Below are 26,442 nucleotides of genomic sequence, written 5' to 3' on the forward strand. Positions count from 1 at the left end.
CCGAGGTTCTTTCTCATGCGTCGAATCGCTGCCCTACTGCTCGCACTCTTGTCTCCTTCCATCGCGCCGGCCGCGCCGCCGGAGTTTCGCGCCGGCGCCTACGCAATGGACGTCACGCCGGAGAAGTTCCCCGTTTCCGTGAACGGCGGGTTCAGTGACCGCAAGGCGAACTCCGCACACGACCCGCTCCACGCGCGCTGCCTCGTACTTGATGACGGCAGCACGAAGCTCGCCATCGTGGTCGTGGATAGCTGCGTGATCCCGCGCGAACTCATGGACGAAGCCAAGCAACTCGCCGAGAAGAAGACCGGCATCCCCGCGACAAACGTGCTCGTCTCGGCCACCCACACGCACACCGCGCCGACCGTCGCGAGCGTGTTCGGCAGCGAGGCCGAGCGGGACTACTCTAAGTTCCTCGCGCGTAAGATCGCCGAGGGCATCGAGCACGCGCACAAGAACCTTGTGCCGGCGAAAGTCGCGTGGGGCGTGGGCGAGGAACCGAATCAGGTGTTCAACCGCCGGTGGAAAATGAAACCGGGCGTGAAGAACCTCGACCCGTTCGGCAGCGAAACCGGCCGAGTGAAGATGAACCCGCCCCGCGCGAGTATGGACCTCCTCGAACCCGCGGGGCCGACCGACCCGCGCGTGACGGTCATGTCGCTGCGGACCGCCGACGACAAGCCGCTCGCACTGTTCGCGAACTACTCGCTGCACTACGTCGGCGACATGCCGGCGCTCTCCGCGGACTACTTCGGCGTGTTCGCGGACCTCGTCGGGCAAAAGCTCAAAGCCGGCAAGGGGTTCGTCGGGGTGCTCTCGAACGGCACCAGCGGCGACGTGAACAACATCAACTTCCGCGAGCCCGCGCCCAAGCTCCAGCCCGGCGAGCAATCGCGCGTCGTCGCGGACGCCGTTGCTACCGCCGCGGTGAAGGCGCTGGGCAAAGCCGAATACAGCAGCCGCACCCACTTGCAAATCGCCACGAAGGAAATCGAACTCGGGGTCCGCAAGCCGACGCCCGACGAGATAAAGCGCGCGGTGGCGATTCTGGACAAGGCGAAGGGGCGCGAGTTGAAGACCGCCGAGGAAACCTACGCCCACGAGACGGTGCAGATGGCACGGTACCCCGACAAACTGAAGGTTCCGCTCCAAGTCATGGTGATCGGCAGTTCCGCAATCGTCGCGATCCCGTGCGAGGTGTTCACCGAGATCGGTCTGGCTATCAAAAAGAACAGCGCGCTCAAAACGACCTGCGTCGTGTCCCTGGCGAACGGCTACTTCGGCTACTTGCCCACGCCCGCCCACCACGAACTCGGCGGCTACGAAACCTGGCGTGCCCGCTCGAGTTTCCTGGAAGTCGATGCGTCCGTGAAGATCGAGAAAGCGATCGGCGAGTTGTTGAAGGACGTACTGGTGAAGTGAAAAACACAACCGGCCGGTCGCGGGACACGCGAGTGGAGCGGATCTTCCGCAACCTCCTCGAATGACTCACGACCGACCGGAAGTTATGGGGATCGCGGTTCCGGCCGCGGTCCACCTGCCTCTTCTGTTCCAGCCCCGTTTCATCTCTTCGGCGGTGCCGGTTGAGAACAAAAGAAGTTAAAGCACGCCCCGTGCCAATCGCGAAAACGCGCTTCGCTCGTCCGCGCGGCGGCCCCTGCTCGGACCGTGCGCACGGTCAATAGGAAAAAAGGTGGAAAGAACTGCGTTTGGCGGTGTAGGAATTACAACTAATCATGCCTCACCGAGCAAAATCTTCACACTTCGTACCCGACGTGCGGAAGGACGCACAGGGCTTCCGCCGTGTGCTACGGAAGACGGCCCCTCCGGGGCGAAGACCAAAATCATCTTTCGACGCAGAGCCAGTAGGCAACGCTAAGCAGCTCGGCTTGGGGCGAAGGCAAGAACCGCTGAATGCCTTCCGCCCCGGAGGGGCTGGCGTTCGTAGCACACGGCGGAAGCCCTGTGCATTCTTTGCTCACCGCACCAAAATGACGCGCACGTCCATCACGTTGGTTCCCGTTAGCCCGCTGCGGATCAAACCGCCGACGCGCTCGAACAAATGATACGCATCGTGTCGCTGGACAAAGTCGTCCGCCGTGATTTTTTGTTCCGCGAGCGCGGCGAGGGTGGCCGAATCCGCGACCGCACCGGCCGCGTCGGTGGGGCCGTCCTCACCATCGGTTCCGCCGCTCAGCACGGTCACACCTTCCATCTCGGCACCGAGTTTCGCCACCAGCGCGGCCACGAATTCGAGGTTGCGCCCGCCCTTCCCCGCGTGCGCGCCAAGTGTCACCGTCGTTTCTCCTCCGAGCAGCACACACGCGGGCGCGGGGATTGGCGCCGTATCGCGTTTGATGCTGCGCACGATGCCGGCAACCGCGGTCGCCACGTGTCGCGTTTCCCCCTCAACGAACGACCCGAGATCGAGCACGCGGTAGCCCAACTCTTCCGCCTTCCGTTTCGCCGCATCGAGGGCGACGCGGTTGCTCCCGATCACGCGATTCTGCACGCAGGCGGGGACCGACTTGAGCGTTTCGGGGAACTCGCCACGCGCCCCGGCTTCGAGGTGATGCAACACAGCGGAAGGCGCGGAAGTGCTCAGGTCGTACTTCCTCAGCACTCGGAGTGCGTCCGCAAACGTGGTCGGGTCGGGCGCGGTCGGTCCGGACGCGATCACGTCGAGCGGGTCGCCCACCACGTCCGAAACGATGAGCGCCAGGAGCAACTTCCCGCGAAACGCCTCCGCGAGCCGCCCGCCCTTCACGCGCGACAGGTGCTTGCGCACGCAGTTCATCTCATCAATGGTGGCGCCGCAGCGGTGTAACAGCTTCGTGACCGCGAGCTTGTCCGCGAGCGACACACCCTCCACCGGCGCGGGAAGAAGCGCGGACCCGCCGCCGGAGAGCAGGCACACCGCGACGTCGTCCGGCCCCGCGCTCTGGAGGAGCCGCAACATCTCCTCCGCGCCCGCGACGCCCTCGGCGGTCGGTTCGTTCACCCCCTGTGGTCGCGCCGGGTGTAGCCGGATGCGTTTGAGAGGCGCGGTCATTCCGGCCGGGACGTTAAGCAGCCCTTCCACACGATCCAGCCGGTCCGTGAGTGCGTCTTCTAAACCCGCTGCCATTCCGGGACCGGCCTTCCCCGCACCCACGACCAAAATGCGCGGCGCCGAGCGAATCGCGGGTTCTACTTCCAGCGCCGCGCGAACGAGGGGCTCGGGGCGGACGGCGTCGACCGCGGCGGTCCAGATCGCGAGGGCGCGTTCACGTGACATGGCTTCACTCCTGGCGCTCGATTCGTGCTGCTACAATAGGGGTAACACCGGAAAGGAACCGCGATGAAGTTCGACCTGCACATGCACACCGCGCGTCACTCGCCCGACGCCGATAGTGACCCTTTTGAACTGGTGAGCGCCGCGATCGAGGCCGGACTGGACGGAATCGTCATCACCGAACACGACTTCCAGTGGCCCGAGGAGGAATTGGAGGAGCTCCGCAAGTTCGCGCCGCAACTGGTCATCCTCGCCGGGCTCGAAGTGACCGGGCGCGGCGGTGACATGCTGTGCTACGGCCTCACCAACACGTCCGCGGTGCCAAAGGGGATCGCGTGGCCGGAACTGTGCCGCGAGGTTCACCGCCAGGGCGGGGCGTGCGTGGCCGCGCACCCCAACCGGTGGGGGCAGCCGTTCGAGAAGATCCTCGCGGAGCAGAAACCGGAGCTCGACGGCATCGAAGTCATGTCGAACAACATGGACCCGGACCTGCGCGCGCGGGCCGCGATACTGCTGGAGAAGTACCCTCACTTCGCCCAGCTCGGGAACAGCGATTCGCACCAGCCGTACACCGTCGGGTGTTGCTGCACGGATTTCGACGCGGACATCCGCACGAACGCGGACCTTGTGGCCGCGATTCGGGGAAAAAAGGGCATCGCAAAGGTGAACGATGGGCACCGAACGTGAGAAAATGCTCGCGGGCGAACTGTACGACCCGCTCGACGCGGAACTCGCGCGCCTCCGCGTGCGCGCCCGCGATTTACTCGCGGACCTGAACGCGACCCGCGAGGCAGACGAGGCCGTGCGCCGGCGCGTGCTCCGCGAGTTGCTCGGATCGGGCGGCGACACGGTCTGGCTCCAGCCGCCGTTCTACTGCGATTACGGCAGCAACATCCACCTCGGCGAGAAGGTCTTCTTCAACTTCAATTGCGTGCTCTTGGATGTGTGCGAGATCCGTATCGGCGCTCGCACGCTGGTCGGCCCCGCGGTCCAAATCTACGCGGCCACGCACCCGCTCGATGCGGAACTGCGAAAGACCCGCGAGTTCGGCAAACCGATCACGATCGGTTCGGACGTGTGGATTGGAGGTGGGGCGATCATCTGCCCGGGCGCGACCATCGGCGACCGCACGGTCATCGGTGCCGGTAGCGTGGTGACGGGGCACATCCCCGCGGGCGTGATCGCGGTCGGGAACCCGTGTCGCGTGGTGCGGGAGATTTCGTGAGCCAGAACGCGCCCGAAGCAGCCCGCGTGCCCATCGTACTGCTTTCGGGCATGGCCGCAGACGAACGGCTGTTCGGGCCGCAACTCGCTCAGTTCCCCGGACTGCGTATTCAGCCGTGGGTCGAACCGCGGCACGGCGAATCACTCCGCAATTATGCCGCACGAATGGCGCAATTGATCGAACCGGATACGCCGTGCCTCATCGGTGGGGCGTCGTTCGGTGGCATCGTCGCACTGGAAGTGTCCGTACACCTCCGCACGCTGGGGTGCGTTTTAATCGGGAGCATCCGCTCCCCGATCGAACTCCCACTCCGGTGGCGCATGTTGTGGCCACTGACGCTTCTCGGCCCCGATTGGCTCGCGGTGTTCACTCGACTCGCATCGCAATTCGGGAAACGATTTTTGCCCGGCGGTACGGTGCGCCGGCTGCACCGATTGTCGCAGCCCGAAGCCGCGTTCGTCCGGTGGGCGATGTGCGCGGTGACACAGTGGCGCTCGCGGCCCGCAACGAGGCGCGTTCGCGTGTTCCAGATTCACGGCGCCAACGACCGGACGCTACCCGTCGCGCTCACGCGACCGGATGTCGTCGTGCCGGCCGGCGGACACGCACTGACACTGTTCAGCGCGGCAGCGGTCAATGCGTTCCTATCGGACGTGGCCCGTCAAGTCACACCGAGTCAGTCAGTTGGTCCAATCGAGAATTGACGCGGCATTACTGTGGAAGCCCGCGAGTTGCTCGACGTCTCTCTTCTGTCCGCGTCCGAATCACGTTTGGTGGGCGCAGAATGGTCAAGTTACTCAAAGCGGTTTCGCGGCGCTCGTGGTTGGGACTCGGGCTGGTCGCATACCTGATTGCGGCCGTCGCAGTTGGCTGGTGGTGGTTCGGTCAATCGACCGTCGACACGCGATTTGTCGGCACGTGGCACGTCCGGTCGGAAGTCACACCGCCTGAAATCGTCGTTGAGATAGACTTACACCCCGACGGAACGATGCAGATGCGGACCCGCGATCCCGGGACCGGAGCCGTTCTTTCCGATCAACCGTTTGGCCGCTGGCGCGCCGCGGGTAACCAGTTCCACGAGATTCACGCGACTCCCGCGGAAACCGACCCCCCACTGCGCCGGTTCTTCACCCGCAAAAAGGACCGCGTGTTGGAGTACACTATAACCTGGGGCGGACCGGATCAGTTCCGACTGGAAGGACCGGCGCTCGTCTCCCCCTTCGTGACTTGGACCCGTATCGAATCGCCGAATTCGCCGTGAACGGCGCTGTTCACTTCACCTTCAGTAGCAGCGACTTCGCGGCGTGTTCGGCGTTCGTCCCCTCGCGGCGGGCGAGCACCACAATGGGGTGCTCCATCGGCTTCACCCACGGTTCCGCGTAGAGCACCACTTCGCGGCTCGTGTCGCGCTCGGTGATGAGGATGCCGTTCAGCCCGATGTCCAGCACGCGAACGCCGTGCGGCAGCCCCCGCACCTCGATCGGTACGCGCCCGGCGAACTTCCCCTGGCGCGCGATGTCCACCGTGAACCGCGTCTCCTTACCGGGCTGAATCGCGATCGTCTGTTCGCGCACGGTCGTCACGATGTCGCCCACCGCGGCAACCTTCGGCAACCCGCCCGCGACCTCGCGCGTCACTTCCTTCCCGCCGATCGTCGCCCGCGCAATCAGTTTAAGCTTGGCGTCCGCGGGAACGGTCGCATCCGCGTTCGCGTAGAGGGCGAACGTCGTGGAGTTCGCACCGGCTTCGACGAACGTTTCCGGCGCCCACATGCCGTCGGGAATCCCGGCAAGTTTGACGTACACGGGGCCATCGAATCCGTCGGACCGCGTGACGTTCACGGTGACCGGGATCGCCCCTCCCTTCCACACGCTCGGTGCGGTCGGGTTGAAGCTCACAGTGAAATCGGGTTTCGGCAGGCGCACGGTCACGCGGTAGGCATGGTTCGGCCCCGCCGACCCGCGCGCGTCTGTCACGCGAACCTGATAGGTACCGTCCTGCGGGGCATCGAAGAACAATCTGCTGTCCTTGCCGTAACCCGGTCCGCCGTCGTCGTTGCGGTACGCGAGCGGGAACAGCGGGAGGCCGTTCGGCGGGAACGTTTTGCCGGGCGGGTGCAGTTCGATCTTGTACATCGGCAGCCCGAGGCTGTGGTGCGTCGGCGTGGTGCCGTGGAACGCGACCCGCTGGCCGCCGGACTGGTAGAACTGGCAATCGTCGTCCGGCCCCTTCGGGAGCGCGAGAATGCGCATCACCTCGCCGTTCACGTAGAGGTAGTCGTCGATCGCCAGTTCGTTCCAGGCGTCGAGCCGGATACCGGTACTGGCCGCGTCGTGGTCGCGGAACGTGACGCTCGTTTTCGCGGTCGCACGCAGCACCCCGAGCGGAACCGGTTTGCCGGCCGCGTCCAGGATCTCGATGACCGGATCGACGGGCGAACCCGCACGCTGGGCGAGCACCTCCACGATGAGGCGCTCCCCCTTCTTCGCGTCGAAGCGCGTGGTTTGGGCTTCGTTCGGCTTCGTGAAAATGCCGTCGGCGGAACCCGGCACGCGGACGTCCGCGCCCGTGACCGGGTTGAGAACGACCGCGTGGAACTCGGCCACGGTCACTTCGGCTTTGCTAACGGCTTGTGCCGCAGCGCCCGTGAGCAGCACCGGCACCTTCGCGCCGGGGACCGCGTCCGCCGGAATGGTGACCTTCGTCGTCACACCACTCGGTGCGCCGAGGTTCACGCCAGAAACGTGGACGCTAGTCGTGCGCCCGCGCTGGGCCGCGAGCGGGAACACGCCCGTAACGACCGGAACCGCACCAATGTGGAGCCGGTAAGTGAAATCGCCCCCGCCGCGAAACTCACGATCGCGGACACCGATCGCGTAAGCGCCCGCGTTACGCGCAACGAACCCGAGAGCCGCTGTGCCTTCCGCGAGAACGCCCCCGGCTTCGTCCGTCAGCACAAGTACCGGACTCAGTTTCGAGCCGAGTTCGGGGGCGAGAACCTGCACGCCGATCTGATCGCCGACCGCAGCCGTGAAGCGGTAGTAATCCATGTCCCCTTCGCGGTCCACCACGCCCGCAACGGTCGTATTCTGCTTCACGGTCATCGCATTGCGCGCGGAATCCGTGATGCCGGTTTCGACGACCGCGGCGAAGTAATCGACCGCGAACGCGACCGGCGCGGACTTCCCGCCGTCGCCGTCGAGCGTGAGTTGAACCGCTCCGACACGGGCCGCAGCGCTGATCGTGATCTCCACTTCGAGCGCGGTCGCGCTGCGCTTCGCCGGGTCGATTTTCGCGGTAATTTCGGGCGCGGTGGAATTGATGACCTTCACCCAATCAAGCCCGGTACCACTAATCGTTACGCGCGTAGTTGCCCCGCGCACACCGCCGGAGGGCGCGACCCGCGCCACTTTGGGCGGCACCGGCTTCGCGGGAACCGATGGCAGCAGTTGAAGAGCAGCCTTTCCGCTTGCTGCGTCGATCAAGACGCCCGCCCCGTCGAAGCGTGCGAGTGCGAGTTGCTTCCCGTCCGGCCGCAATGCGAAGTCCAAAATCGTATCGGGTTGAGCATCGAACACCTTCGCCTCGGCGAACTTGGCGGTGTTCCAGGACTTGATGATTTTGTCTTCGCCCGCGGAGTAGAGCTGCGCACCGTCGCCGGAATACGCGATCCGCCACACGGGGCTCTCGTGCGCGAACGCCGCGTGGACCAATTTTCCTCCGGCGGCATCGGCGGCCCACACGCGAACGCTCTTGTCGACGCCGGCCGCGGCGAGGTGCTTCTTGTCGGGGCTCCAGGCCACCGTGTACAACCAGTCGGTCGCGTCGCCGAGTGTGTACAGGCGCTTGCCGGTGGTGACCTCCCACACCTTCACGGCGCGGTCCGCGCTGACCGATGCGAGCAACTTCCCGTCCGGGTGGAACGCGACACCGTACACCGCGTCGCTGTGGTCCTTGAGGGTCAACCGCGGTCCCGGTTTGGCCTCCTTGTCGTCCACGTCCCAGAGGTGAACGACGCGATCGTAGCCCGCGGTCGCGAGTTGCTTCCCGTCGGGCGAGAACGCCATCGTGTAAATCGCGTCGCGGTGCGCGCTGATGGTGATCGCGCGCGCCGCGCCCGATTCGCCCGTCGCGTGGAGCGTGACTGTGCCGCTCTTGCCCGCGTCCCCGTGCGCGATCGCGAGCCAGTGGCTCTGCGGGTGAAACGCGAGAGCCGTCACGCGCCCCGTAACGGTTATGGGAGCGCCGATCTGTGTGCCGAGCACGTTGAACACGCGCACTTCGCCGGGCGTTCCGAACGCGACGAACTCGCCCTTCGGAGAGTACGCGACCGCGGTGACGGGCGGTGCGGCCGTCGCGATCGCGGGGGAGAAGAGGAGCACCAGCGAAAGCAGTCGAGCCATGAGAGGTCTGTCCGAGGAGTGAATCAGTGGAACAGGGCCATCGCGGTGCCGGCCGTGGCAAATAGCAAGAACAGCATCGCGAGCGAGCACCCGGCGCAACCGTCCGCGCACCCGCCGGCACCTTCGAGTGCGGCGCCGGCCACTTCGCCCGCGCCTTCGAGCGCCGCCCCCGCAACCTCGCCGACGGCTCCCACCGCACCGCCCGCGAGGTCGATCGCACCGCTCGTCACTTCGGCCGCAAAACCGACAAGGTTGGCGCCCGTACTCGCGACATCACCGGTCACGGCCACGCCATCAACAAAGGCGTTGTTTCCGCCTCCACCGGCCGCCGGTGGGTTGGGCTGAGGTTGCGGTTTTTCCCACGGCCTCGGTTGGAGCGGTAATGTCTCCGGTGTAACCGGGTACGTGTTTTCGGGCGTCGCGTCGGGGTTAAGCGGGTCCATCGGGCGTCACCGTAGCTTTCGCGACCGGCGCAACCGGTCGGCGGCTCAATGGTTGAACAGGAACTCGCGGCCCGTCAAGACCGCCCATACGAAGTCTTCGATCGTCTCGCGGCGAGATTGTGGCCCGTCCTTCGATCCGTCCGCGAGAATGTCCAAAAACTTCTTCTTTTCGGCCGGCGTCGGCACCCGGCTCAACCCGGACAGGAACACGCGGTCCACAATGTCCTCGTCCTTCAGCTTCTCCGCGATCCACTTTGTGACGACGGAATTCGGGTCGCGCAGTTTGTCGTTGAGTGTGTAACCGTTATTCAGGTGAAGGGCCTGCGTAACGCTGGCGTCGGAGGTGCGCTCGCACGCGCACGTCTGGATGCGTTCCGCGCGCCCGAAGGCGTCGAGGAACTGCGACGTGGCGAGCGAGTCCGGCACCTGCACCGCGCGCGTGCCGCGCGGGTACGAACCGATGGGCGAAGTCGCGTCGCCCGCGGCCGACGTGATCTTGTCGAACGGCGTCGCCACCCCGGTAAGGTCGGAATACGCATCCAGGATCACCTCGCCCGGCAACCGCCGCACCAGGTAGCGCGAGTAAAAGCGGTCGTCGGCCGCGTTCTCCTTCAGTGGCTTCGACGAGCGCTGGTACGCGGCCGAGTTCAGGATCGTGCGCATGAGGTGCTTGACGTCGTACTTGTTCTTCACGAAGTCGTCCGCGAGCGCGGTGAACAGCGCCGCGTTGCTCGGCGGGTTCGTCTCGCGCAGATCGTCTTCGGCCTCCACCAGCCCGCGGCCCATGTAGTTTTTCCAGACGCGGTTCACGAGCGCCTTCGCGAAGTAGGGATTGCTCGGCGCCGTGAGCCAGTCGGTGAAGTACGCCCGGCGATCGATGGGCGATTCCGCGGGGAGCGGCTTGCCGTCAAGGGGCGTGGGGGACATCGCGACGCCTTTGCGGAGGTGCAGCGCATCGCCCTCGGTCTGGCTCTGCACGAGCACCTCGCCCCCGCGATCGCCGTTCTTGAGCCCCACACGCGAGAACAGATTCGCGAAAGCCCAATACTGGTCCTGGGTCCATTTCTCCAGCGGGTGGTTGTGGCACTTCGCGCAACCGATGGACGTGCCGAGGAACGTGATCGCCGTGGATTCCGCCAGCGCGCTCACGTCCTTGTGGAGCACGAAGTAGTTCCCGCCGCCGTTGGTGAGCGAGCTCCCGCTGGCCGTGAGGACGTCGCGTGCGAACTTGTCCCACGGCTTGTTGTCCGCGACACTCTGGCGCACCGACCGATAGAAGGCCCACATCGCGGGTTGTGGGAGTTTGCGCGTCGAAACGAGCAAAAGGTCGGACCACTTGTGCGTCCAGTAATCGACGAACGCGGGGTGATCGAGCAGTTTGTCGATAAGCTTCGCGCGCTTTTTCGCGTCCGTGTCCTTGAGGAACGCCGCGACCTCGTCGGCAGTGGGCAGGACGCCACACGTATCGAGGTACGCGCGCCGAACGAAATCCGCGTCCGTACACGGCGCCGAAGCCGGGAGACGCAGAAGCTGCAACTTCTGATTCACGTGGTCATCGACGAAGTTGTTCTGGCCGGCAATCGCGCCGGGCTTGAGTTCGTTGGGGTACGGTGCCGTGAGGGTGAGTGTGGCGACTTTGGTACCGAACCCGATCGTGATCGCGGCTTCGCCGCTCCCCACCGGTGTGATGAGCCCGTCTTCGGTGACGCGGGCCACGAGTTCCTCGCTCGAACCGAACCGCGCGAGACGGGTCACGTCTTCGCTGGCCCCGTCGGAGTAGATCGCGCGCACGCGGACCTGGAAGTTCTCCTTTGGCGTTCCGGGCTTCACGAGGACCGCGGGCGGGAACACTTCGAGGCGCTCGAGTTCCGCGTCAGTGGACTTCGGGCCGGGCGCGCCGGCCTGGAGCCACGCGACTACCGTTCTGTAATACGGCGAGTCTTCCGTAAAGCGCTCGCCCCCGCTGTGGGGCATCGCGCGCACGGCCTTCTTCAGCATCAAACTGTCGGCCGGTTTGGTGAGATCGACGCGCCGGGCGAGCGCCTGCCGCGTGAGCACGAACCAGTCGGTTTCCGGGTCGTACCCGCGCAGCGACAACTTCATTCCACCCTTGCCCGCGAGCGCACCGTGACAGGCGCCCGCGTTGCACCCGGTCCGCGTGAGGATCGGGATGATGTGATTGCGGAAGTTCGGCGCGCTGGGGGCCTCGGCGCCCACCTTGCAGTTCACGTTCACCCGCCTGTCACCATAAGTGATGGTGATGACGGACTCGCCGCCGCTCACGGCGGTGACGAGCCCCTTCGCATCCACAGCGACGGCGGACCCGATTTTGGCCTGAGTCGAAGCGTACCGGACCAGCGCGGTTACGTCGCGCACGGCGCGCGCGTCCTCCTCTTCGACGACGAAGAGTTGCTGCGTCCGGTTCGGCCCACCGAGCACGACCTCGGACGGGAACACGCGCAGGTCCGCCGCCGAAGCAACCGGCGAAAGGCACAGCAGAGAAGCGAGAGCGGGAAGGAGGAACCGCATATCGAGTGCCCAATAACGATTATTCGTGATCGATCCCTACGGACGAGGCGTTTTGCCAATCGGTCCCTGAGCGGACAACGCCTGCTCGATATCATTCACTACCTTGTCCCAACCCGTTACATGGCGCTGAACCTCTTGAAATAGCGCGTCGAGTAATTTCCAGTCACCGTCTGGATCGACCTCGTCCGGGTCGTTCGGGTTCTCTGGAGTCCCCCAGTCTGGCTCGGGGATTGACCATGTGTCCACGGGAATACTGTTCGCGTTTTGTAATTGAAACGAAAGGTAGTCAGACTCAGCGCGCGGGATCGTGTAGGTAAGTACCACCCTCGACTGAGGCAAGATCACCTCATAGGCGGTCTCAGCTATTCCTCCTCGAGGAGCTCGTCTAACCCAATTCACTTGACCGGCCTTCGTCCGCTCCATCAGCCCCCGCACGATTTCCCGGAACTTCTGCAACGGAATTGTCGGAACCGATTTGACCATGACTCATCTCTCGGAATGGCGCTCGTAATTGATCCAACCGCGAGTGGAGCAAGAGCAACAATGGGTTCCATTTATCTCTCAAAAGTTTCGGTAGGAAGCTTCGCAGCTTTCTTCCCAATCATTTCAGAGAATGTGTGGCCGAACTCTCGCAACCTGCTCACCAGTTCCATCATGTTACCATCTGTTGCGGCACTTCCAGTGGAGGGCAGAGTAGCTAGAATTTCGGCTAAATCTCGCGCACGCAGTTCCGCCAATTTCCAATCACTGCCCGTAACGACGGTTTGCAGTTCTGACAACAGACGCCCAGCGTGCGCCGCAACGAATCGCTCAAACGCTTCTTTACTTTCTGTCAGGGTTTTATTCGCCGCATCTCGCGCCGCTTCTGCCGCCTCTTTGCCCTTCTTCGCTTCTTTTCGGGCCTCGCGAATTTGCACGATCGCGATCCAGAAACCCGCGACGCCAACAACTAATCCTACCACGCCAACGATGAAGCCCCACACCGTGAGGAAATCGCTCGCTTCGGGAGCCAGGGCGAACAAGTGCATTCACGGCTCCCCTCAAAACAGTTCGTTGATCGGCTTCAGGCCGTAGTCGACCATCGGCATCGGCCGGTTCTGCGGGCCGGGGAGTTCCTTGTGCGGATCGAGCCCCAACCCCTTGTAGAGGGTCGCCGCGACCTCACCCGGGGTAACCGGGCGCGACTTCGGGGCGTAACCGAGTTCGTCCGTCTCGCCGACCACCACGCCGCTCTTCAGCGGTCCGCCGCCGATGACGACCGACCACGCGCCGGGGTGGTGATCGCGCCCGCCGGCCGGGTTCACCTTCGGGGTGCGCCCGAACTCGCCCAGCGCCACCACCATCGTGTTCGAGAGCAGCCCGCGCTCGCTCAGGTCTTCGATCAGCGCCGTGTACGCGGCGTCGAAGTTCGGGGCGACCTCCTTCGACATCTGCACGATGTCCGTGAACGGCTTCGATCCGTGGATGTCCCACGTCACCTCATCGAACACGGTCTCGAACATGTTCACCGTCACGAACCGCACCCCAGCTTCGATGAGGCGTCGAGCCATCAGGCACGACTGCCCGAAGCGCGTGCGCCCGTAGCGGTCCTTCGTCTTCTCGGGTTCCTTCTCTAGTGCGAATGCGTTGCGGGCCTTCTCGCTCGACATCAGCTTGTACGCGAGTTTGAAGTTGTCATCGAGTTGCTTGGATTGGGCGTTCTTTTCAAACACGTCCGTTGCGCCATCGACCGCGTCGCGCAACTTCTGTCGGCGCTCGGCTCGAATCGCAGAAACGTATTCGGGGGGCAGCAGGTCCGGCACCTTGAATCCGGGCGCGTTCGGGTCCGCGTTCAAGATGAACGGGTCGTGGGGCTTACCAAGATAGCCGGCCGTGTGACCGTGCGGCAAGTTCCCGCCCGTGCGTCCGATGGGTTTGGGCAGCAGAACGTGTGCGGGGAGTTCCCCGCGGCCCCCCTTCAGGTAGCCGAGCGCGCAACCGATGTGGGGGTGCTCCACGCCGCCGGTAAAGAGCCGGCCCGTTTGCATCATCTGGTGACCGGTGTCGTGAACCGCGGTCGCCGTGTGGTACACGCTCCGGATCAGGGAGAACTTGTCGGCGTGCTTCGCCATCTTGGGGAAGATCTCGCTGATCTGGACCCCAACCGCGTTCGTCTGAATCGGCTTGAACGGTCCGCGCACTTCTGCCGGCGCGTTCGGCTTCATGTCCCACGTATCGAGTTGGCTCGGTCCGCCGACGAGGAACAGCATGATGCAGTTCACGTCGGTGTCTTTGCCGTTCGCGGCCTTCGCGCGTTGCAGTTCACTGAGAGTCAGGCCGAGCGGTGCGATCGCGCCGGCGTGCAGGAAATCCCGGCGCGAGAGGCCGTCGCAGAACGTCGCGGGGCGGTCGGCATCTAACCGGATCATTGGCGGGAACCTCGCGGCGGGAGCGAGCGGGAGCAAGTGTATCCGCCACAGTAGCCGAGTTTTACGCCCCGAACAATGAGAAATGGGGTAGGTTGCGCAGTCTCTTCCTGACAGGCCCGGCAGGATCGCACGGGCTCCCGCCCTATGCACCTGTAGCTGTACGCACCCTACTCCGCACCCGTACCCGCCCCCACGCGGAAGGTGTGGCCGTCGGGGTGCTGGAGGTGGAACTCGCGGATGCCCCACGGCTCGTTCGTCGGTGGGTGGGTGACGGTCATCCCGTGCTGCAGTACGAGGGCATAGGCGGCATCCACGTCAGCAGGGGAGTCGAGGAACCAGCTCATCCATACCCCACCGGTCTCGTCGTCCCTGGTGAACTTTGGCTGCGACCCGCCCCGCGCCCCCTGCGCGCCGAGGCAGAGGAAGATCTCGACCTTCCCGGAGCCGACTGCCCCGAATGTTGGCGGAGTGCCCCAATCCCACAACTTCTTCCAGCCCAACTTCTCGAACCACGCGAAGCTCACGGCCATGTCGGACACGTTCAGGATCGGAGTGAGGCAGGAGACGTTCATTGGACTCTCGTGTGAGTGGAAAAGATGAAAATAGTAGGCACGGCAAGTGCGCACGTGCAATGCGGGTAGCTTCCCGATCGTGAACCGCATTTCACATTCGCCCTGTTGGGTTGCGTAGCGTAAACTGGTATTGTCCTCCTGCCCTCCCCCGCCGCTCCCGCCAATAGACCGAGGCCGACCGATGCGGTTGCTTCTCGCGCTGTGTGCCGTCTCGTGTGCCGTTCCCGCCCGTGCTGCTGATCCCGCTCCGAAACCGACCACCGCGCAGCTCGAATACTTCGAGACGAAAGTGCGGCCGGTGCTGGCCGAGCACTGCTATTCGTGCCACGGGGTGAAGAAGCAGAGCGCCGGGCTGCGCCTGGACACCTCGGCCGGCATCAAGGCGGGGGCCGATGACGGCCCGGTGCTCGTGCCCGGCGACCCGACCAAGAGCCGGCTCATCAAGTCCGTGCGGCGCGAGAACGAACTGGCGATGCCGCCCAAAATGCCGCTCCCGGCGGATGCGGTCGCGGTGCTCGTGGAGTGGGTAAAGGCCGGCGCTCCGGTGCCCGCCGACGTCGTCAAAGACCCGACTGCCGACCCGAAAAAGCACTGGGCGTACCAGCCCGTCAAGGAACCCGCGGTCCCGAACATCGCGAACCCCAAATCCCCGATCGTGAACCCGATCGATGCGTTCGTGGCCACGAAGCTGAACGAGAAGGGACTATCGCTCGCGCCGCGCGCCGATAAGCGCACACTGATTCGGCGCGCGTACTTCGACCTGACCGGGCTTCCGCCGACCGCCGAGGAAGTGGAAGCGTTCGTGAAGGACGAATCACCGAACGCCTGGGGAAAACTGATCGACAAACTGCTCGCGTCGCCTGCCTACGGCGAGCGTTGGGGCCGGTACTGGCTCGACATCGCCCGCTACGCCGACTCGAAGGGTTACATCCTCACGCAAGAGCGCGCCTTCGCGTTCTCCTACACGTACCGCGACTACGTGATTCGCAGTTTCAACGAAGACAAACCCTACGACCGGTTCGTGACGGAGCAGATCGCCGCCGACCTGCTGCCGCTCGGCGACGACAATCGCGCGCTCGCCGCGATGGGCTTCCTGACGCTCGGTCGGCGCTTCCTTAACAACCAGGAAGACATCATTGATGACCGCATCGACGTGGTGACGCGCGGGTTCATGGGGCTCACCGTGACGTGTGCGCGGTGCCACGACCACAAGTACGACCCCATCCCGACAAAGGACTACTACTCGCTCTTCGGTGTGTTCGCGAGCACCAACGAACCGGCCGAACTTCCACTCATCGGCGAAGTGAAGCGCACGCCCGAGGTGCTCGCATTTGAGGCGGAACTCGAGAAGCGCGAAGCCGATTTCAAAGCCGACATCGCCAAGCGGCACGCGGCGAATCTCAAGAAACTCCGCGAACCAGCCGTGGTCGCCGAATATCTCCGCGCGGTGTTGGACATGCGCGGCAAAGCGAACATGGAAACGCAGGGAGCGTTGCGCCAGCGCGACCTGACCCGGCACACATACGACCGCTGGCGCACGTTCCTGGAAGCCGAGTGGAAGGCGAAGTCGCCGATTTACGCGCCGCTGGTCCAGCTCGCAGCAGTTCCCGAGAAAGACTTCGAAGCGAAGGGACTTGAAGCGCTCCCGAAGGATACGAACGCCCTTGTGCTGAAAGCGATCGCCGATGCGAAACCGAAGACGCTGAAGGCCGCGCTGGAAGCCTTCGCAAAGGTGATCGCCTCCGCGTCCCCAACCGGCGAACTCACGAAGGAACAAACCGAGATCTTCAAAGTGTGGAACGCGGGCGGGCCGCTCGACATCCCGATCACAGACGCGGACAAGCTCCAGAACCGCGTCGACCGCGACGCGCTCGCCGCGATTCGCAAGAAGATCGATGCGTTTAAGGCAGCGAACCCACACGCCCCTCCTCGCGCGCACGTCCTGAAGGAAAACGCGCAGCCCACACAGCCGGTGGTGTTCCTTCGAGGGAACCCCAACAACCGTGGCCCCCAGGTGCCGCGCCAGGCGCCGGAAATCGTCACCGGGATGAGCCGCAAGCCGTTCGCGCAGGGGAGCGGCCGACTCGAACTCGCGAAGATCATCACCAGCCCCGAGAACCCGCTCACCGCGCGCGTGATGGTGAACCGCGTGTGGCTCGGGCACTTCGGCCAGGGCCTCGTGCGCACGCCGTCCGACTTCGGCGTGCGGTCCGATCCGCCCACGCACCCGGAACTGCTCGACTGGCTCGCGAGCGGATTCGTCAAAGACAACTGGAGCGTCAAGAACCTGCACAAGCGGATCATGCTCTCGTCCGCGTACCAGCAGTCGAGCACGGTGTCGGGCGATCTGTACAAGCTCGATCCCGAGAACCGCCTGCTCGCGCACCAGAACCGGCGCCGGCTCGACTTCGAGGGCCTGCGAGACTCGCTGATCGCCGCCTCCGGGCGGCTCGATCTCACGCAGGGCGGCAAGCCGATCGACCTGTTCAAGGCACCGTTCTCGACCCGGCGCACCGTGTACGGGTTAATCGACCGCACGAACATGCCGGGCACGTTCCGCGCGTTCGACTTCGCCAGCCCGGACACGCACAGCCCGCAGCGGTTCCAGACCACCGTTCCGCAACAGGCACTGTTCCTGCTCAACAGCCCGTTCGCGCAAGAACAGGCCAAGGCACTCGCGGAGCGAAAAGAGATCGCCGATGCGAAGACGCCGCAAGAGAAAGTGACCGCGCTGTACCGTGTCGCGCTGAGCCGCAATCCGACGACCGAGGAAATTGCGCTCGCGGTCGAGTTCGTAACCGGCGACGACGCCAAGAGCGCGTTCGGGCGCTGGCCGCAACTGGCCCAAGTGTTGTTGCTCAGTAACGAGTTCGCGTTCGTGGATTGATGAGGCGCAGGATGTCTCGGATGCACAGGGCTTCCGCCCTGTGCTACGAACGACGGCCCCTCCGGGGCGAAGACCGGGAACCATCAACCGCCACGGAACGTTCGTAGTGGATTGATAGGCGCAGGGTGTTTCGGATGCACAGGGCTCCCGCCCTGTGCTACGGAAGACGGCCCCTCCGGGGCGAAGACAAGAACCGCTGAATGCCTTTCCGCCCCGGAGGGGCCGTCTTCCGTAGCACAGGGCGGGAGCCCTGTGCGCTCTGTCTTGTGAATGATCGGAACGATGAGGTGCGCATAATGCTCCCGTCCGCAATGTCCCGTCGCGAACTGCTGACCCGCTGCGGCGTCGGCATGGGGTTGCTCGGCCTCACGCAACTCATGGGCGATGCCGGGTTGCTCGCGGCCGACGGCCTCAACCCGCTCGCGCCCAAGAAGCCCCACTTCGCGGGCAAGGCGAAGCGCGTCATTCACATCTTCGCCAACGGCGGGCCGTCGCAGGTCGACACCTTCGACCCGAAGCCCGCGCTAGACAAGTACGCGGGTAAGACCCTACCCACCACGAACCTGCGCACCGAGCGTCGGACCGGGGCAGCGTTCCCCTCACCGTTCAAGTTCCAGAAGTACGGTAAGAGCGGGCTCGAAGTGAGCGAGATCTTCGCGAACACCGCGAAGCACGCGGACGACATCTGCGTCATCCGCTCGATGCACGCGGACGTGCCGAACCACGAGCCGTCGTTCCTCCTGATGAACTGCGGCGAGCCCCGCCAGATCCGGCCCAGCATGGGTTCGTGGATCACCTACGGTCTGGGCACCGAGAACCAGAACCTGCCGGGCTTCGTCGCGATGTGCCCCAACGGGTACCCGCTCCAGGAGAACCAGAACTGGCAGTCCGGGTTCCTTCCCGGTGTGTTCCAGGGCACCTACGTCGATTCCAAACACACCGACGTGGAGAAGCTCGTCGAGTACGTGAAGAACAAGGTGACCTCGAAGACCGACCAGCGGAAGCAGCTCGACCTGCTCGCGCGGCTCAACGGGATGCACCAGACCGCGCGCCCCAACGACCCGCAACTCGAAGCCCGCATTCAGTCGTTCGAGTTGGCCGCGCGTATGCAGACCGAAGCAGGCGAAGCGTTCGACATCACCAAAGAACCCAAGCACATCCTCGAAGCTTACGGCCCCGGGGAGCAGGCCCGGAGCCTGTTACTCGCCCGGCGGCTCATCGAGCGCGGGGTGCGGTTCGTGCAGGTGAGCCACGGACCGGTGCAACCCTGGGACAGCCACGACGACCTGGAAAAAGAGCACCGCCGGCTCGCGGGGCAAGTCGATAAGGCGATTGCCGCGCTGATTTCCGACCTCAAGCGCCTCGGGCTGTTCGAGGAGACGCTCATCCTGTGGGGCGGCGAGTTCGGGCGCACGCCGGTGGTGGAACTCCCCACGCCGGGCTCGAACCAGGGCAAGGTCAACGGCCGCGACCACAACCACTGGGGCTTCTCGGTGTGGCTGGCCGGCGGCGGCGTGAAGGGCGGGCAGGCGATCGGCGCGACCGACGAGTTCGGTTTCAAGGCCGTGGAGAAGCCGATTCACGTCCACGACCTGCACGCGACCATGCTCCACCTGCTCGGGTTCGACCACGAGAAGTTCACTTACCGCTACGCCGGGCGCGATTTCCGCCTCACCGACGTTCACGGCAAGGTGGTGAAGGAAGTGCTGGCCTGAACCGAACCCTGGGACCGCGGGCGTCGCGCCCGCTACTTCCCGTGCTATGCGCGGCCCAGACAAACGGAGTACAAAGCAGTCATGTCCTGTCTATTCGAGCCTCGAATAGACAGGACGTGATTGGAGACGTGAAGCGGCGGGCGCGCCCGCGGCCCCAGGAAAGCGTCACACCACCTTGCCCGCGATGCCGTTCAGCTCCTTCAGCGGGCCGAACGTGACCACCGTGTTCCGGTCGATGGGGTAGGCATCCAGGTACGCGCGGATGTCCTTCTGCGTGATCGCGTCGAAGTTCGCGAGTTCGGTGTCCACGTCGCGGTACCCGCCCGTGTACGTCCACATGGACGCGATCGCCATCATCCGCCCCATCGGGCGCTCGCTCCGGCGCACCACGCGCGACAGGATCTTGTTCTTCGCCTGTTGCAACTCCTCGTCGGTGATGCCGTCGCGCTGCACTTCCTTCAGGATCTTCTCAATGCGCGCGAGGTTCTCGGCGGTGTTGTCCGGTTCGCACGTGAGCGACACGAACACCGCGCCGCTCCCGTCGTTCTCGGCGTACCCGAAGTCGGCCGACTCCGCGTGCCCCGGATCGACGAGTTCCCAGTACAACCGACTGCCGCTGTAATCGCCCACGGCCAGCGCCACCGTGTCGGCCGCGTACCGCATCATCGAATCGGCGGGCGGACCGCTACCGACGAACAGCGCGTACTCCTGTTGGACCTTCTCGCGCGTCAGAACGTGCAGCCCCGGCGCCCCGGTCCACTCAGTGCGGTTGTCGCGGCCCACGGTGTCCGTGTTCCACTCCGAACACGCATCGGTGACCAGTTTTACAAATGCGTCCCAATCGAAGTTCCCCGCGGCCGAAGCGACGATGTTGTTCGCCGCGTACCGGCGCGAGAAGTACGAGTGCATCTGGTCGCGCGTCAGCGCCCCGACGCTCTCGAGCGTGCCGAGGACCGAGTTGCCGAGCGGGTGCGACGTGTAGTAGATGCGCCGGGCGTGGTCGGACATCACCGAGTCCGGCTGGTCGTCGTACAGCTTGATCTCTTCGAGAATCACCTTCTTCTCGGTGTCGAAGTCGTCCTGCCGGAGGCTCGGGCGCAGCATGTCCGCGAGCACGTCCACCACTTTCGGCAGGTACTCGGGCAGCACCGCGGCGTAGTAGACCGTGTTCTCTTCGCTGGTCGAGGCGTTGTTGCTGGCCCCGATCCGGTCGAAGTCGAGGTTCACTTGTTCCGCGGTCCGGCGCGCGGTGCCCTTGAACATCATGTGTTCGAGGAAGTGCGACACGCCGGCCTCGGCCGGGGTCTCGTCCCGCGCCCCGGTGCGGACGAAGAACCCGACCGCGACGGACCGCGCCGCGGGGCTGGTCTCGCCGATGATCTGCAACCCGTTCGGGAGGCGGTGCGAGTGAAAGGGCATAGCGACCCTGTAGGGTAAACTCGAATGGGGCTAAATACGGAATTCGGACGGCCGGCGAACCCCGCCCGCAAGGGCGGTGGGTGTACTCGCAACGGTAACCGGCCCCCGATCGGCGCGCTCAGCAACACGCGCCGAGGGCTGCGGTAACTGCTACCCACTGCCCTTGCGGGCAGGGTTCACGTACTTCTGCGTCTCAGGCGTACCCGCGGAAGAAGTACACCCAGGAGAGCACCGCGGCCAGACACGTCAGCACGCCGCCCAGATACAGGAACACCAAGGGCGCGGCGATTTCGTCGGGTTCCGCTACTACGGATCGGGTGCGGTCGGTCATCACGGTCTCACGCGGAAATAGTTAACGGGTTCTTACCGAGGGTCACGAGCGCCACGTCGCGGACCGGGTGGCGCTCCAGGTGGGCCATCACCGCGGCCGGCGTCAGGGCATCAATGGCGGCCTGGATCTCGTCGAACGAACGTACCCGACCGAGGAAGTACCAGTCGCCCGCGATGCTGCTCGCCCGGGCACCCGTGGACTCTTCGGCCATAATCAGCGACGACTTCAGCCCGGCCTTCACGCGGTCGATCTCGTCGTCGGTCACGCCGGCCTTGAGTTTGCGCAGTTCGGCGAGCGTCACGTCGAGGGTCTCTTGTGCCCGGTCCGGTCCGGTGCCCGCGTAGCCGATCATCGCGCCGCGATCGCGGAACGATTCGTGCCGGACGCCGACGGAGTAACACAGCCCGCGTTTCTCGCGCACCTCGGTGAAGAGCCGCGCGCTCATCCCACCGGAAAGCACGCCCTCTGCAGCGCGGGCCGCGAAGTAATCGGCGTGCCCGATCGGAACACTGGGGTACGCGAACGCGATCTGCGTTTGGGCCGAGTCCTTGTAGATGTGTTCGGATTTCGGCTGGTGCGCCTGCGGAACAACATCCGGCACGTCACCGGGTTCCCACCGGCCGAACAGCTTCTCGACGCGGGCCTTCAGTGATTCCCAATCGACGTTGCCCGCCACCGCGATGATCGCCTTGTTCGGCCGCACGAACTTCCGGTAGTGCGCCCGCACCGCGTCGATGGTGAGCGCCTCGATGTCTTCCGCCTTACCGCGGCGGTCCTTGTTGAGCGGCGACGGGTAATAGCGCCGGTGCAACTCGACCATCACCTTGCCTTGCGGCGAATCTTCGAGGCTCTCGATGTCTTGAACCGCCAGCGCCTGAACCGGCTCGAGTTCTTCCTCCGGCAACCGCGGTTTGAGGATGATGTCGGCGTAGATGTCGAGGAGCGGGAGGACGTTGCGAGCGAGGGCTGAGCCGCCCAGTCGCAGATTCACGACGCCGGCACTTTCGCCTCGGTCGATACCCAAGTTATCGAGGGCGAGGGACAGTTGGCGGCTGTCGCGCTCGCCGGCCCCGCGTGTGAGCATCTCGGCCAGCACGGTCGCGATCCCGAACTGCCCCTCCGGGTCGAACGCGGCCCCCGCGGGGATCAGGAAGTTGACCGCCACCGAGCGCACGTGGTCCATGCGCTCCGCCAGCAGCACCAGTCCGTTGGGCAAAGTGTGCTGGTGTACCTGTTGTCCCACAGATTCGTTCCTGTTGAAAGCACCGGCCCGGGCCGCGGGAATACGTCGGGCGCGGGAGCCCGTCGGCATTCTACGAACGGGCGTGTCACAACCCAACGCTTACGGTGTCCGGGTGCGGCAGTTCGACGGCTCGGTACAGCGTTTTGCACGACCGGAACCCGATCGCGCGGTACGTGTGGACGGCCGGGCCGTTGGTCGCGGTCACTTCGAGGAACGCGCGGCGCACTCCGACCGATAAAAAGCCGCTCAGTGCCTGCAAGAGTAGCGCCCGGCCCAACCTCAACCCGCGGTACTCCGGCACCACGCCTAGGTTCTGAATCCCGCCGAAGCGGTTCTCGTCGAAGAGCCCCTGCACGGTGCCGGCGAGCCCGTCGGGACCGGAGAGCAACCACGTCGCTTGCGGGCAGAAGTCCGGGCGGTACCGGATCGCGGCCATCAGGTCGCGGCACCCCGTGCGCGAACCGAGGCTCGGGAACACGAGCGAGTCCGTTTCGTTCCGAAAGCACGCGAACTTGACCTCCGCGTGCCGGTCCAGAAGCGAATCGTCCCAGCCGAGCCACGAAAAGCCGCTCGGCAGATCGACGCGCGGGAGCGGGTGCCCCAGTGCCAGTTCCATCCGGTGTCGCTTGAAGTATTTAACGTTCGCCATCGCTCGGCTCCACGGCTGAACGCATCGTATCAGCGTGTGAGGAGCGGTACAACTGGCGCGCGATTCGGACCTCAGCCGGACACCGGGCTAACAATTGCTAACATTTTTGGCCCCGGGACGGTTCCGCACCCCGAGTATCGCGCCAACTGCTGGCATTTCCAGCATTTCGACCTTATTTCCTCGTGAGGCACTCGCGCCGAGAGCTAACAACGGCTAACAATTCTGCGCTCCGGGGCTGACATTCGACCACATCCGCGCGCACGCGACTCAACCTCTCGATGCGCCGGTCTCGACCTGCCACTTCCCCGTCTCGGAATTATACGCTAGTGAACACAAGAATACAAACAGTTCCACTACGCCATCTAGAGATGCCGCGCTGAATTTTTGGGTATTTGCGAACGGCGCCGCGGAAACTCGCCGGTATTTTTAGACGCACCAGCGGGCGCACCGCCGTTCGCAAGATCTCACCCCGCGCCCCACAGCGAGCACCCTCCCCATGATTAAGCTCGGCATCCTCGACTTCGATACGTCGCACTGCGTCGAGTTCACCACGCGCCTGAACCAGACCGGCAAGGACAAGGAGCAGTTCGTTGAGGGCGCGAAGATCGTGGTCGGCTGCGCCGGCGAGTCGAAACTCTCGCCCGAGCGCATCGAGGGCTACGCCAAACAGATGAAGGACTTCGGCGTCGCGCTCGTTGATAAGCCCGCCGACATGATCGGCAAAGTGGACGGGATGCTGATCGAAGCGGTGGACGGGACCGTTCACTACGAGCGCGCCAAGCCGTTCCTCGAAGCCGGTATCCCGTGCTTCATCGACAAGCCCTACGCCTGCTCGCTCGACGACGCGAAGAAGATCGCGGAGCTGGCCGCGAAGAAGAAGCTCCCGCTCTTTTCGTCCTCGTCACTGCGGTACGCGCCGGAAGTGGTCGAGTACGCGGCCGACGCGAAGCACGGCAAAATCGCCGGCTGCGTGGTGTACGGCCCGGCGGCGCACTCCCCCATCCCGGACCGGAACGCGGGGCTGTTTCACTACGGCATCCACGCGGTCGAAATGCTCTACACGCTCATGGGGCCGGGGTGCAAGCGCGTCACCTGCACGAGCGAAAAGGGCGCGGACGTCGTCACCGGCCAGTGGGCCGACGGGCGCGTGGCGAGCGTCCGCGGGACGCGCGCTCCGGCCACGGGTTTCGGCTTCACCGCGTTCGCCGAGAAGGGCGTCCAGGCGGTAACCGTCCCCACGAAGTTCATCTACCGCGAACTGCTCAAGAAGGTCGTGGAGCTGTTCAAAACGGGTAAGTCCCCGCTGGACATCGCGGAAACGATCGAGATCGTCGCGTTCATTGAGGCGGCGAACAAGAGCGGCGCCAACCACGGGGCCGGTGAAACCGTCAAAGTGTGACCCGCGCCCGCACGAACCGGCCCTATTTCGCTGGAACCCGTATCGGACGGTTGATACACTCGCCCGGCACGGCTTCGTTTTTAACTCGCACGCAACGACCCTCCCAACACGGAGACGCTAGTGAGTAGCGCGTCCTCTCCCGGTAATTCCCCCGGCCGGAACGAGAAGGTTCTCTTCTGGGCCAGTTTCTTCACCCTGATCGCGGCCGGCATCGGGTTCTCCGTTCGCGGGTTCATCCTCAAAGATTGGGGGAACCAGTTCGGGTTCACCCAGAGCGAACTCGGCTCGATCACCGGCGGCGGCCTGGTCGGGTTCGGTATCGCGATCATCTTCTTCAGCTTCTGCGCCGACCAGTTCGGTTACGGGAAGCTGATGATGGTCGCGTTCACGCTACACGCCTCGAGCGCGATCGTAACCTTCGCCGCGACGCCGATTTACGGCATGTACGGGAAGGAAGGCGCGTACTGGTGCCTCTACATCGGGATGTGGCTGTTCGCGCTCGGGAACGGCACCTGTGAGGCCGTTATCAACCCGCTCACCGCGACCCTGTTCCCCAAGAACAAGACGCACTGGCTGAACATTCTGCACGCCGGCTGGCCGCTCGGGTTGATCCTCGGCGCGCTCATCGTGCTGGGCTTCAAGCAGGCCGCGCCGGACGTCCGGTGGGAGGTCAAACTCGGCGTGTTCCTGGTGCCGGTGCTCCTGTACGGGTTGATGATGTTCAACCGGCCGTTCCCGCACTCGGAAGCGAAGTCGTCCGGCGTGTCGATGGGGACAATGGTGGTCACGCTGGTGTCGCCGATCCTGCTGTTCCTGTTCTTTTTGCACGCGCTGGTCGGGTACGTGGAACTCGGAACCGATAGCTGGATCGGGAACATCACCGAGCGCGTCCTCGCGGACGAGACGAAGGCGCTGGTCGCCTTCATCTGGACGAACGCGCTCATGTTCACCCTGCGGTTCTTCGCCGGGCCGATCGTGGAGAAGATCAACCCGATCGGGCTGCTCTTCGTGAGCGCACTCATGGGCACGGCCGGCCTGTTCATGCTCGGCCAACCGTTCACCAACGACATCTGGCCGTGGATGTTCGCGGTCACGATCTACGGGTTGGGTAAGACGTTCTACTGGCCGACGCTTTTAGGCACGATTTCCGAACGGTTCCCGAAGGGCGGCGCGCTGGCCCTGGGCATCAGCGGCGGCATCGGGATGATCTCGGCCGGTATGCTCGGCGGCCCGGGGATCGGGTACAAGCAGGACTACTTCGCGGTGGAGAAGGCGAAGGAAATCGCACCCGCGACCTACGACCGCTACAAGGCACCGAATGCGTCCGGGTTCCCGGTGTTCTCGAACATCGCGCCGGACAAGCTTCCGCCGGTCGCGGGCCTGGACAACTCGAAGCTGAAGGTGTTCGACGATTGGGGCGGCGTGATTGACACCGACGGCAAGCGCAAAGAGGGGAAGAAGACCACACTCGAATCGGACCTGGAAACGGTCGCGCGCCTCGAATCCGAAGGCAAACCGGTCGGTGCCGAACTGAAGGAGAATCTGAACAAGCTCAAGGACTGGTGGGAGAAAGACGGCCGGCCGAACTACGCGGCCGACAAAGACAAGCTCGGTGAGGCACGGCTGTATGGTGCGAAACAGGCGCTGCTCTACACGGCCGTCGTGCCCGCTGTACTCGCGGTCGGGTTCCTGTTGCTGATCTTCTACTTCATGGCGACCGGTGGGTACAAGCAGGTCCACCTGGAAGCCGCCCGACCCAGCGGTCGCCCGGCCGGGGGCGCTGATGCGGGAGATTGGGGCCGGTAGCGTTTATGATGGCTGAGATTGGTAATTGAAAAGCCCACCCGCTCGTTGACACTCGCGGTTCGCCTAAGTCTTTTGGCGAACCGCGAGTGTCAACGAGCGGGTGGCACTATCTTGTGGAATCGGTATGACGGTGTGTCGC

General features: G+C 64.5%; 21 protein-coding genes. 9 read left to right on the plus strand and 12 right to left on the minus strand.

All coding sequences use genetic code 11. The annotated features are described in order from the left end of the window. Positions 1-15 precede the first annotated feature (15 nt). Positions 16-1,422: a neutral/alkaline non-lysosomal ceramidase N-terminal domain-containing protein gene (locus tag J8F10_RS36770; RefSeq protein ID WP_210663210.1), complete on the plus strand. Its 1,407-nt coding sequence runs from the start codon at positions 16-18 to the stop codon at positions 1,420-1,422. Positions 1,423-1,978: 556 nt separating this feature from the next. On the opposite strand, the gene J8F10_RS36775 is transcribed toward J8F10_RS36770, so the two are convergent. Further along, positions 1,979-3,277: a glycerate kinase type-2 family protein gene (locus J8F10_RS36775; RefSeq protein ID WP_210663213.1), complete on the minus strand. Its 1,299-nt coding sequence runs from the start codon at positions 3,275-3,277 to the stop codon at positions 1,979-1,981. Between the two features lie 63 nt (positions 3,278-3,340). Here J8F10_RS36775 and J8F10_RS36780 point away from each other — a divergent pair, with 63 nt between their 5' ends. From J8F10_RS36780 to J8F10_RS36795, 4 genes are all read left to right on the plus strand, one after another. After that, on the plus strand, positions 3,341-3,961 hold the full coding sequence (locus tag J8F10_RS36780) for a PHP-associated domain-containing protein (protein ID WP_210663215.1): 621 nt from the start codon (positions 3,341-3,343) through the stop codon (positions 3,959-3,961). Then, entirely contained in the window at positions 3,945-4,499 is a 555-nt protein-coding gene (locus J8F10_RS36785) for a sugar O-acetyltransferase (protein ID WP_210663217.1), read from the plus strand. The genes J8F10_RS36780 and J8F10_RS36785 overlap by 17 nt, the downstream gene beginning before the upstream one ends. Then, positions 4,496-5,203 (plus strand): alpha/beta fold hydrolase, encoded by a 708-nt coding sequence (locus J8F10_RS36790; protein ID WP_210663219.1) that lies wholly within the window; start codon positions 4,496-4,498, stop codon positions 5,201-5,203. The genes J8F10_RS36785 and J8F10_RS36790 overlap by 4 nt, the downstream gene beginning before the upstream one ends. A gap of 80 nt (positions 5,204-5,283) precedes the next feature. After that, entirely contained in the window at positions 5,284-5,760 is a 477-nt protein-coding gene (locus tag J8F10_RS36795) for a hypothetical protein (RefSeq protein ID WP_210663222.1), read from the plus strand. A 10-nt stretch (positions 5,761-5,770) separates the two neighbouring features. Here J8F10_RS36795 and J8F10_RS36800 read toward each other — a convergent pair whose 3' ends face one another. From J8F10_RS36800 to J8F10_RS36830, 7 genes are all read right to left on the minus strand, one after another. After that, a complete protein-coding gene (locus tag J8F10_RS36800) occupies positions 5,771-8,902 on the minus strand; it encodes a WD40 repeat domain-containing protein (RefSeq protein ID WP_210663224.1) in 3,132 nt (1,043 codons plus the stop codon). A gap of 23 nt (positions 8,903-8,925) precedes the next feature. Then, entirely contained in the window at positions 8,926-9,345 is a 420-nt protein-coding gene (locus J8F10_RS36805; protein ID WP_210663226.1) for a hypothetical protein, read from the minus strand. Between the two features lie 45 nt (positions 9,346-9,390). Continuing rightward, positions 9,391-11,874, minus strand: a complete 2,484-nt coding sequence (locus J8F10_RS36810) for a DUF1549 and DUF1553 domain-containing protein (RefSeq protein ID WP_210663228.1) — start codon at positions 11,872-11,874, stop codon at positions 9,391-9,393. A gap of 36 nt (positions 11,875-11,910) precedes the next feature. Beyond that, positions 11,911-12,357 carry a hypothetical protein gene (locus tag J8F10_RS36815; RefSeq protein WP_210663230.1) on the minus strand — a complete coding sequence of 149 codons (447 nt, stop codon included), beginning with the start codon at positions 12,355-12,357 and terminating at the stop codon, positions 11,911-11,913. 71 nt (positions 12,358-12,428) lie between these two features. Further along, entirely contained in the window at positions 12,429-12,902 is a 474-nt protein-coding gene (locus J8F10_RS36820) for a hypothetical protein (RefSeq protein ID WP_210663232.1), read from the minus strand. A gap of 12 nt (positions 12,903-12,914) precedes the next feature. Next, on the minus strand, positions 12,915-14,282 hold the full coding sequence (locus J8F10_RS36825) for a DUF1501 domain-containing protein (RefSeq protein ID WP_210663234.1): 1,368 nt from the start codon (positions 14,280-14,282) through the stop codon (positions 12,915-12,917). A gap of 167 nt (positions 14,283-14,449) precedes the next feature. Beyond that, positions 14,450-14,854, minus strand: a complete 405-nt coding sequence (locus J8F10_RS36830; protein ID WP_210663236.1) for a bleomycin resistance family protein — start codon at positions 14,852-14,854, stop codon at positions 14,450-14,452. 181 nt (positions 14,855-15,035) lie between these two features. On the opposite strand from J8F10_RS36830, the gene J8F10_RS36835 reads away from it, so the two are divergent. Next, positions 15,036-17,741 carry a PSD1 and planctomycete cytochrome C domain-containing protein gene (locus tag J8F10_RS36835; protein ID WP_210663238.1) on the plus strand — a complete coding sequence of 902 codons (2,706 nt, stop codon included), beginning with the start codon at positions 15,036-15,038 and terminating at the stop codon, positions 17,739-17,741. 296 nt (positions 17,742-18,037) lie between these two features. Beyond that, positions 18,038-19,456 (plus strand): DUF1501 domain-containing protein, encoded by a 1,419-nt coding sequence (locus tag J8F10_RS36840; protein WP_210663240.1) that lies wholly within the window; start codon positions 18,038-18,040, stop codon positions 19,454-19,456. A gap of 165 nt (positions 19,457-19,621) precedes the next feature. Here J8F10_RS36840 and J8F10_RS36845 read toward each other — a convergent pair whose 3' ends face one another. The 4 genes from J8F10_RS36845 to J8F10_RS36860 form a co-directional block, all read right to left on the minus strand. Beyond that, a complete protein-coding gene (locus J8F10_RS36845) occupies positions 19,622-20,875 on the minus strand; it encodes a M16 family metallopeptidase (RefSeq protein ID WP_210663242.1) in 1,254 nt (417 codons plus the stop codon). Positions 20,876-21,068: 193 nt separating this feature from the next. Then, complete coding sequence (locus tag J8F10_RS36850) at positions 21,069-21,206, minus strand: hypothetical protein (protein ID WP_210663244.1); 138 nt, start codon at positions 21,204-21,206, stop codon at positions 21,069-21,071. Positions 21,207-21,213: 7 nt separating this feature from the next. Further along, positions 21,214-22,449 (minus strand): M16 family metallopeptidase, encoded by a 1,236-nt coding sequence (locus J8F10_RS36855; RefSeq protein WP_210663245.1) that lies wholly within the window; start codon positions 22,447-22,449, stop codon positions 21,214-21,216. 85 nt (positions 22,450-22,534) lie between these two features. Then, positions 22,535-23,098 (minus strand): GNAT family N-acetyltransferase, encoded by a 564-nt coding sequence (locus tag J8F10_RS36860; protein WP_210663247.1) that lies wholly within the window; start codon positions 23,096-23,098, stop codon positions 22,535-22,537. A gap of 496 nt (positions 23,099-23,594) precedes the next feature. Between J8F10_RS36860 and J8F10_RS36865 the strand changes: the two genes are divergently transcribed. Together J8F10_RS36865 and J8F10_RS36870 are read left to right on the plus strand one after the other, a co-directional pair. Next, complete coding sequence (locus J8F10_RS36865; protein ID WP_210663250.1) at positions 23,595-24,497, plus strand: Gfo/Idh/MocA family protein; 903 nt, start codon at positions 23,595-23,597, stop codon at positions 24,495-24,497. Between the two features lie 120 nt (positions 24,498-24,617). Next, the gene (locus J8F10_RS36870) at positions 24,618-26,303 is read left to right on the plus strand and encodes an MFS transporter (protein WP_210663252.1); all 1,686 of its coding nucleotides are present in this window, start codon (positions 24,618-24,620) and stop codon (positions 26,301-26,303) included. Positions 26,304-26,442: the final 139 nt, after the last annotated feature.

It is taken from the genome of Gemmata palustris, from assembly GCF_017939745.1.
In the GTDB taxonomy this organism is placed as follows: domain Bacteria; phylum Planctomycetota; class Planctomycetia; order Gemmatales; family Gemmataceae; genus Gemmata; species Gemmata palustris.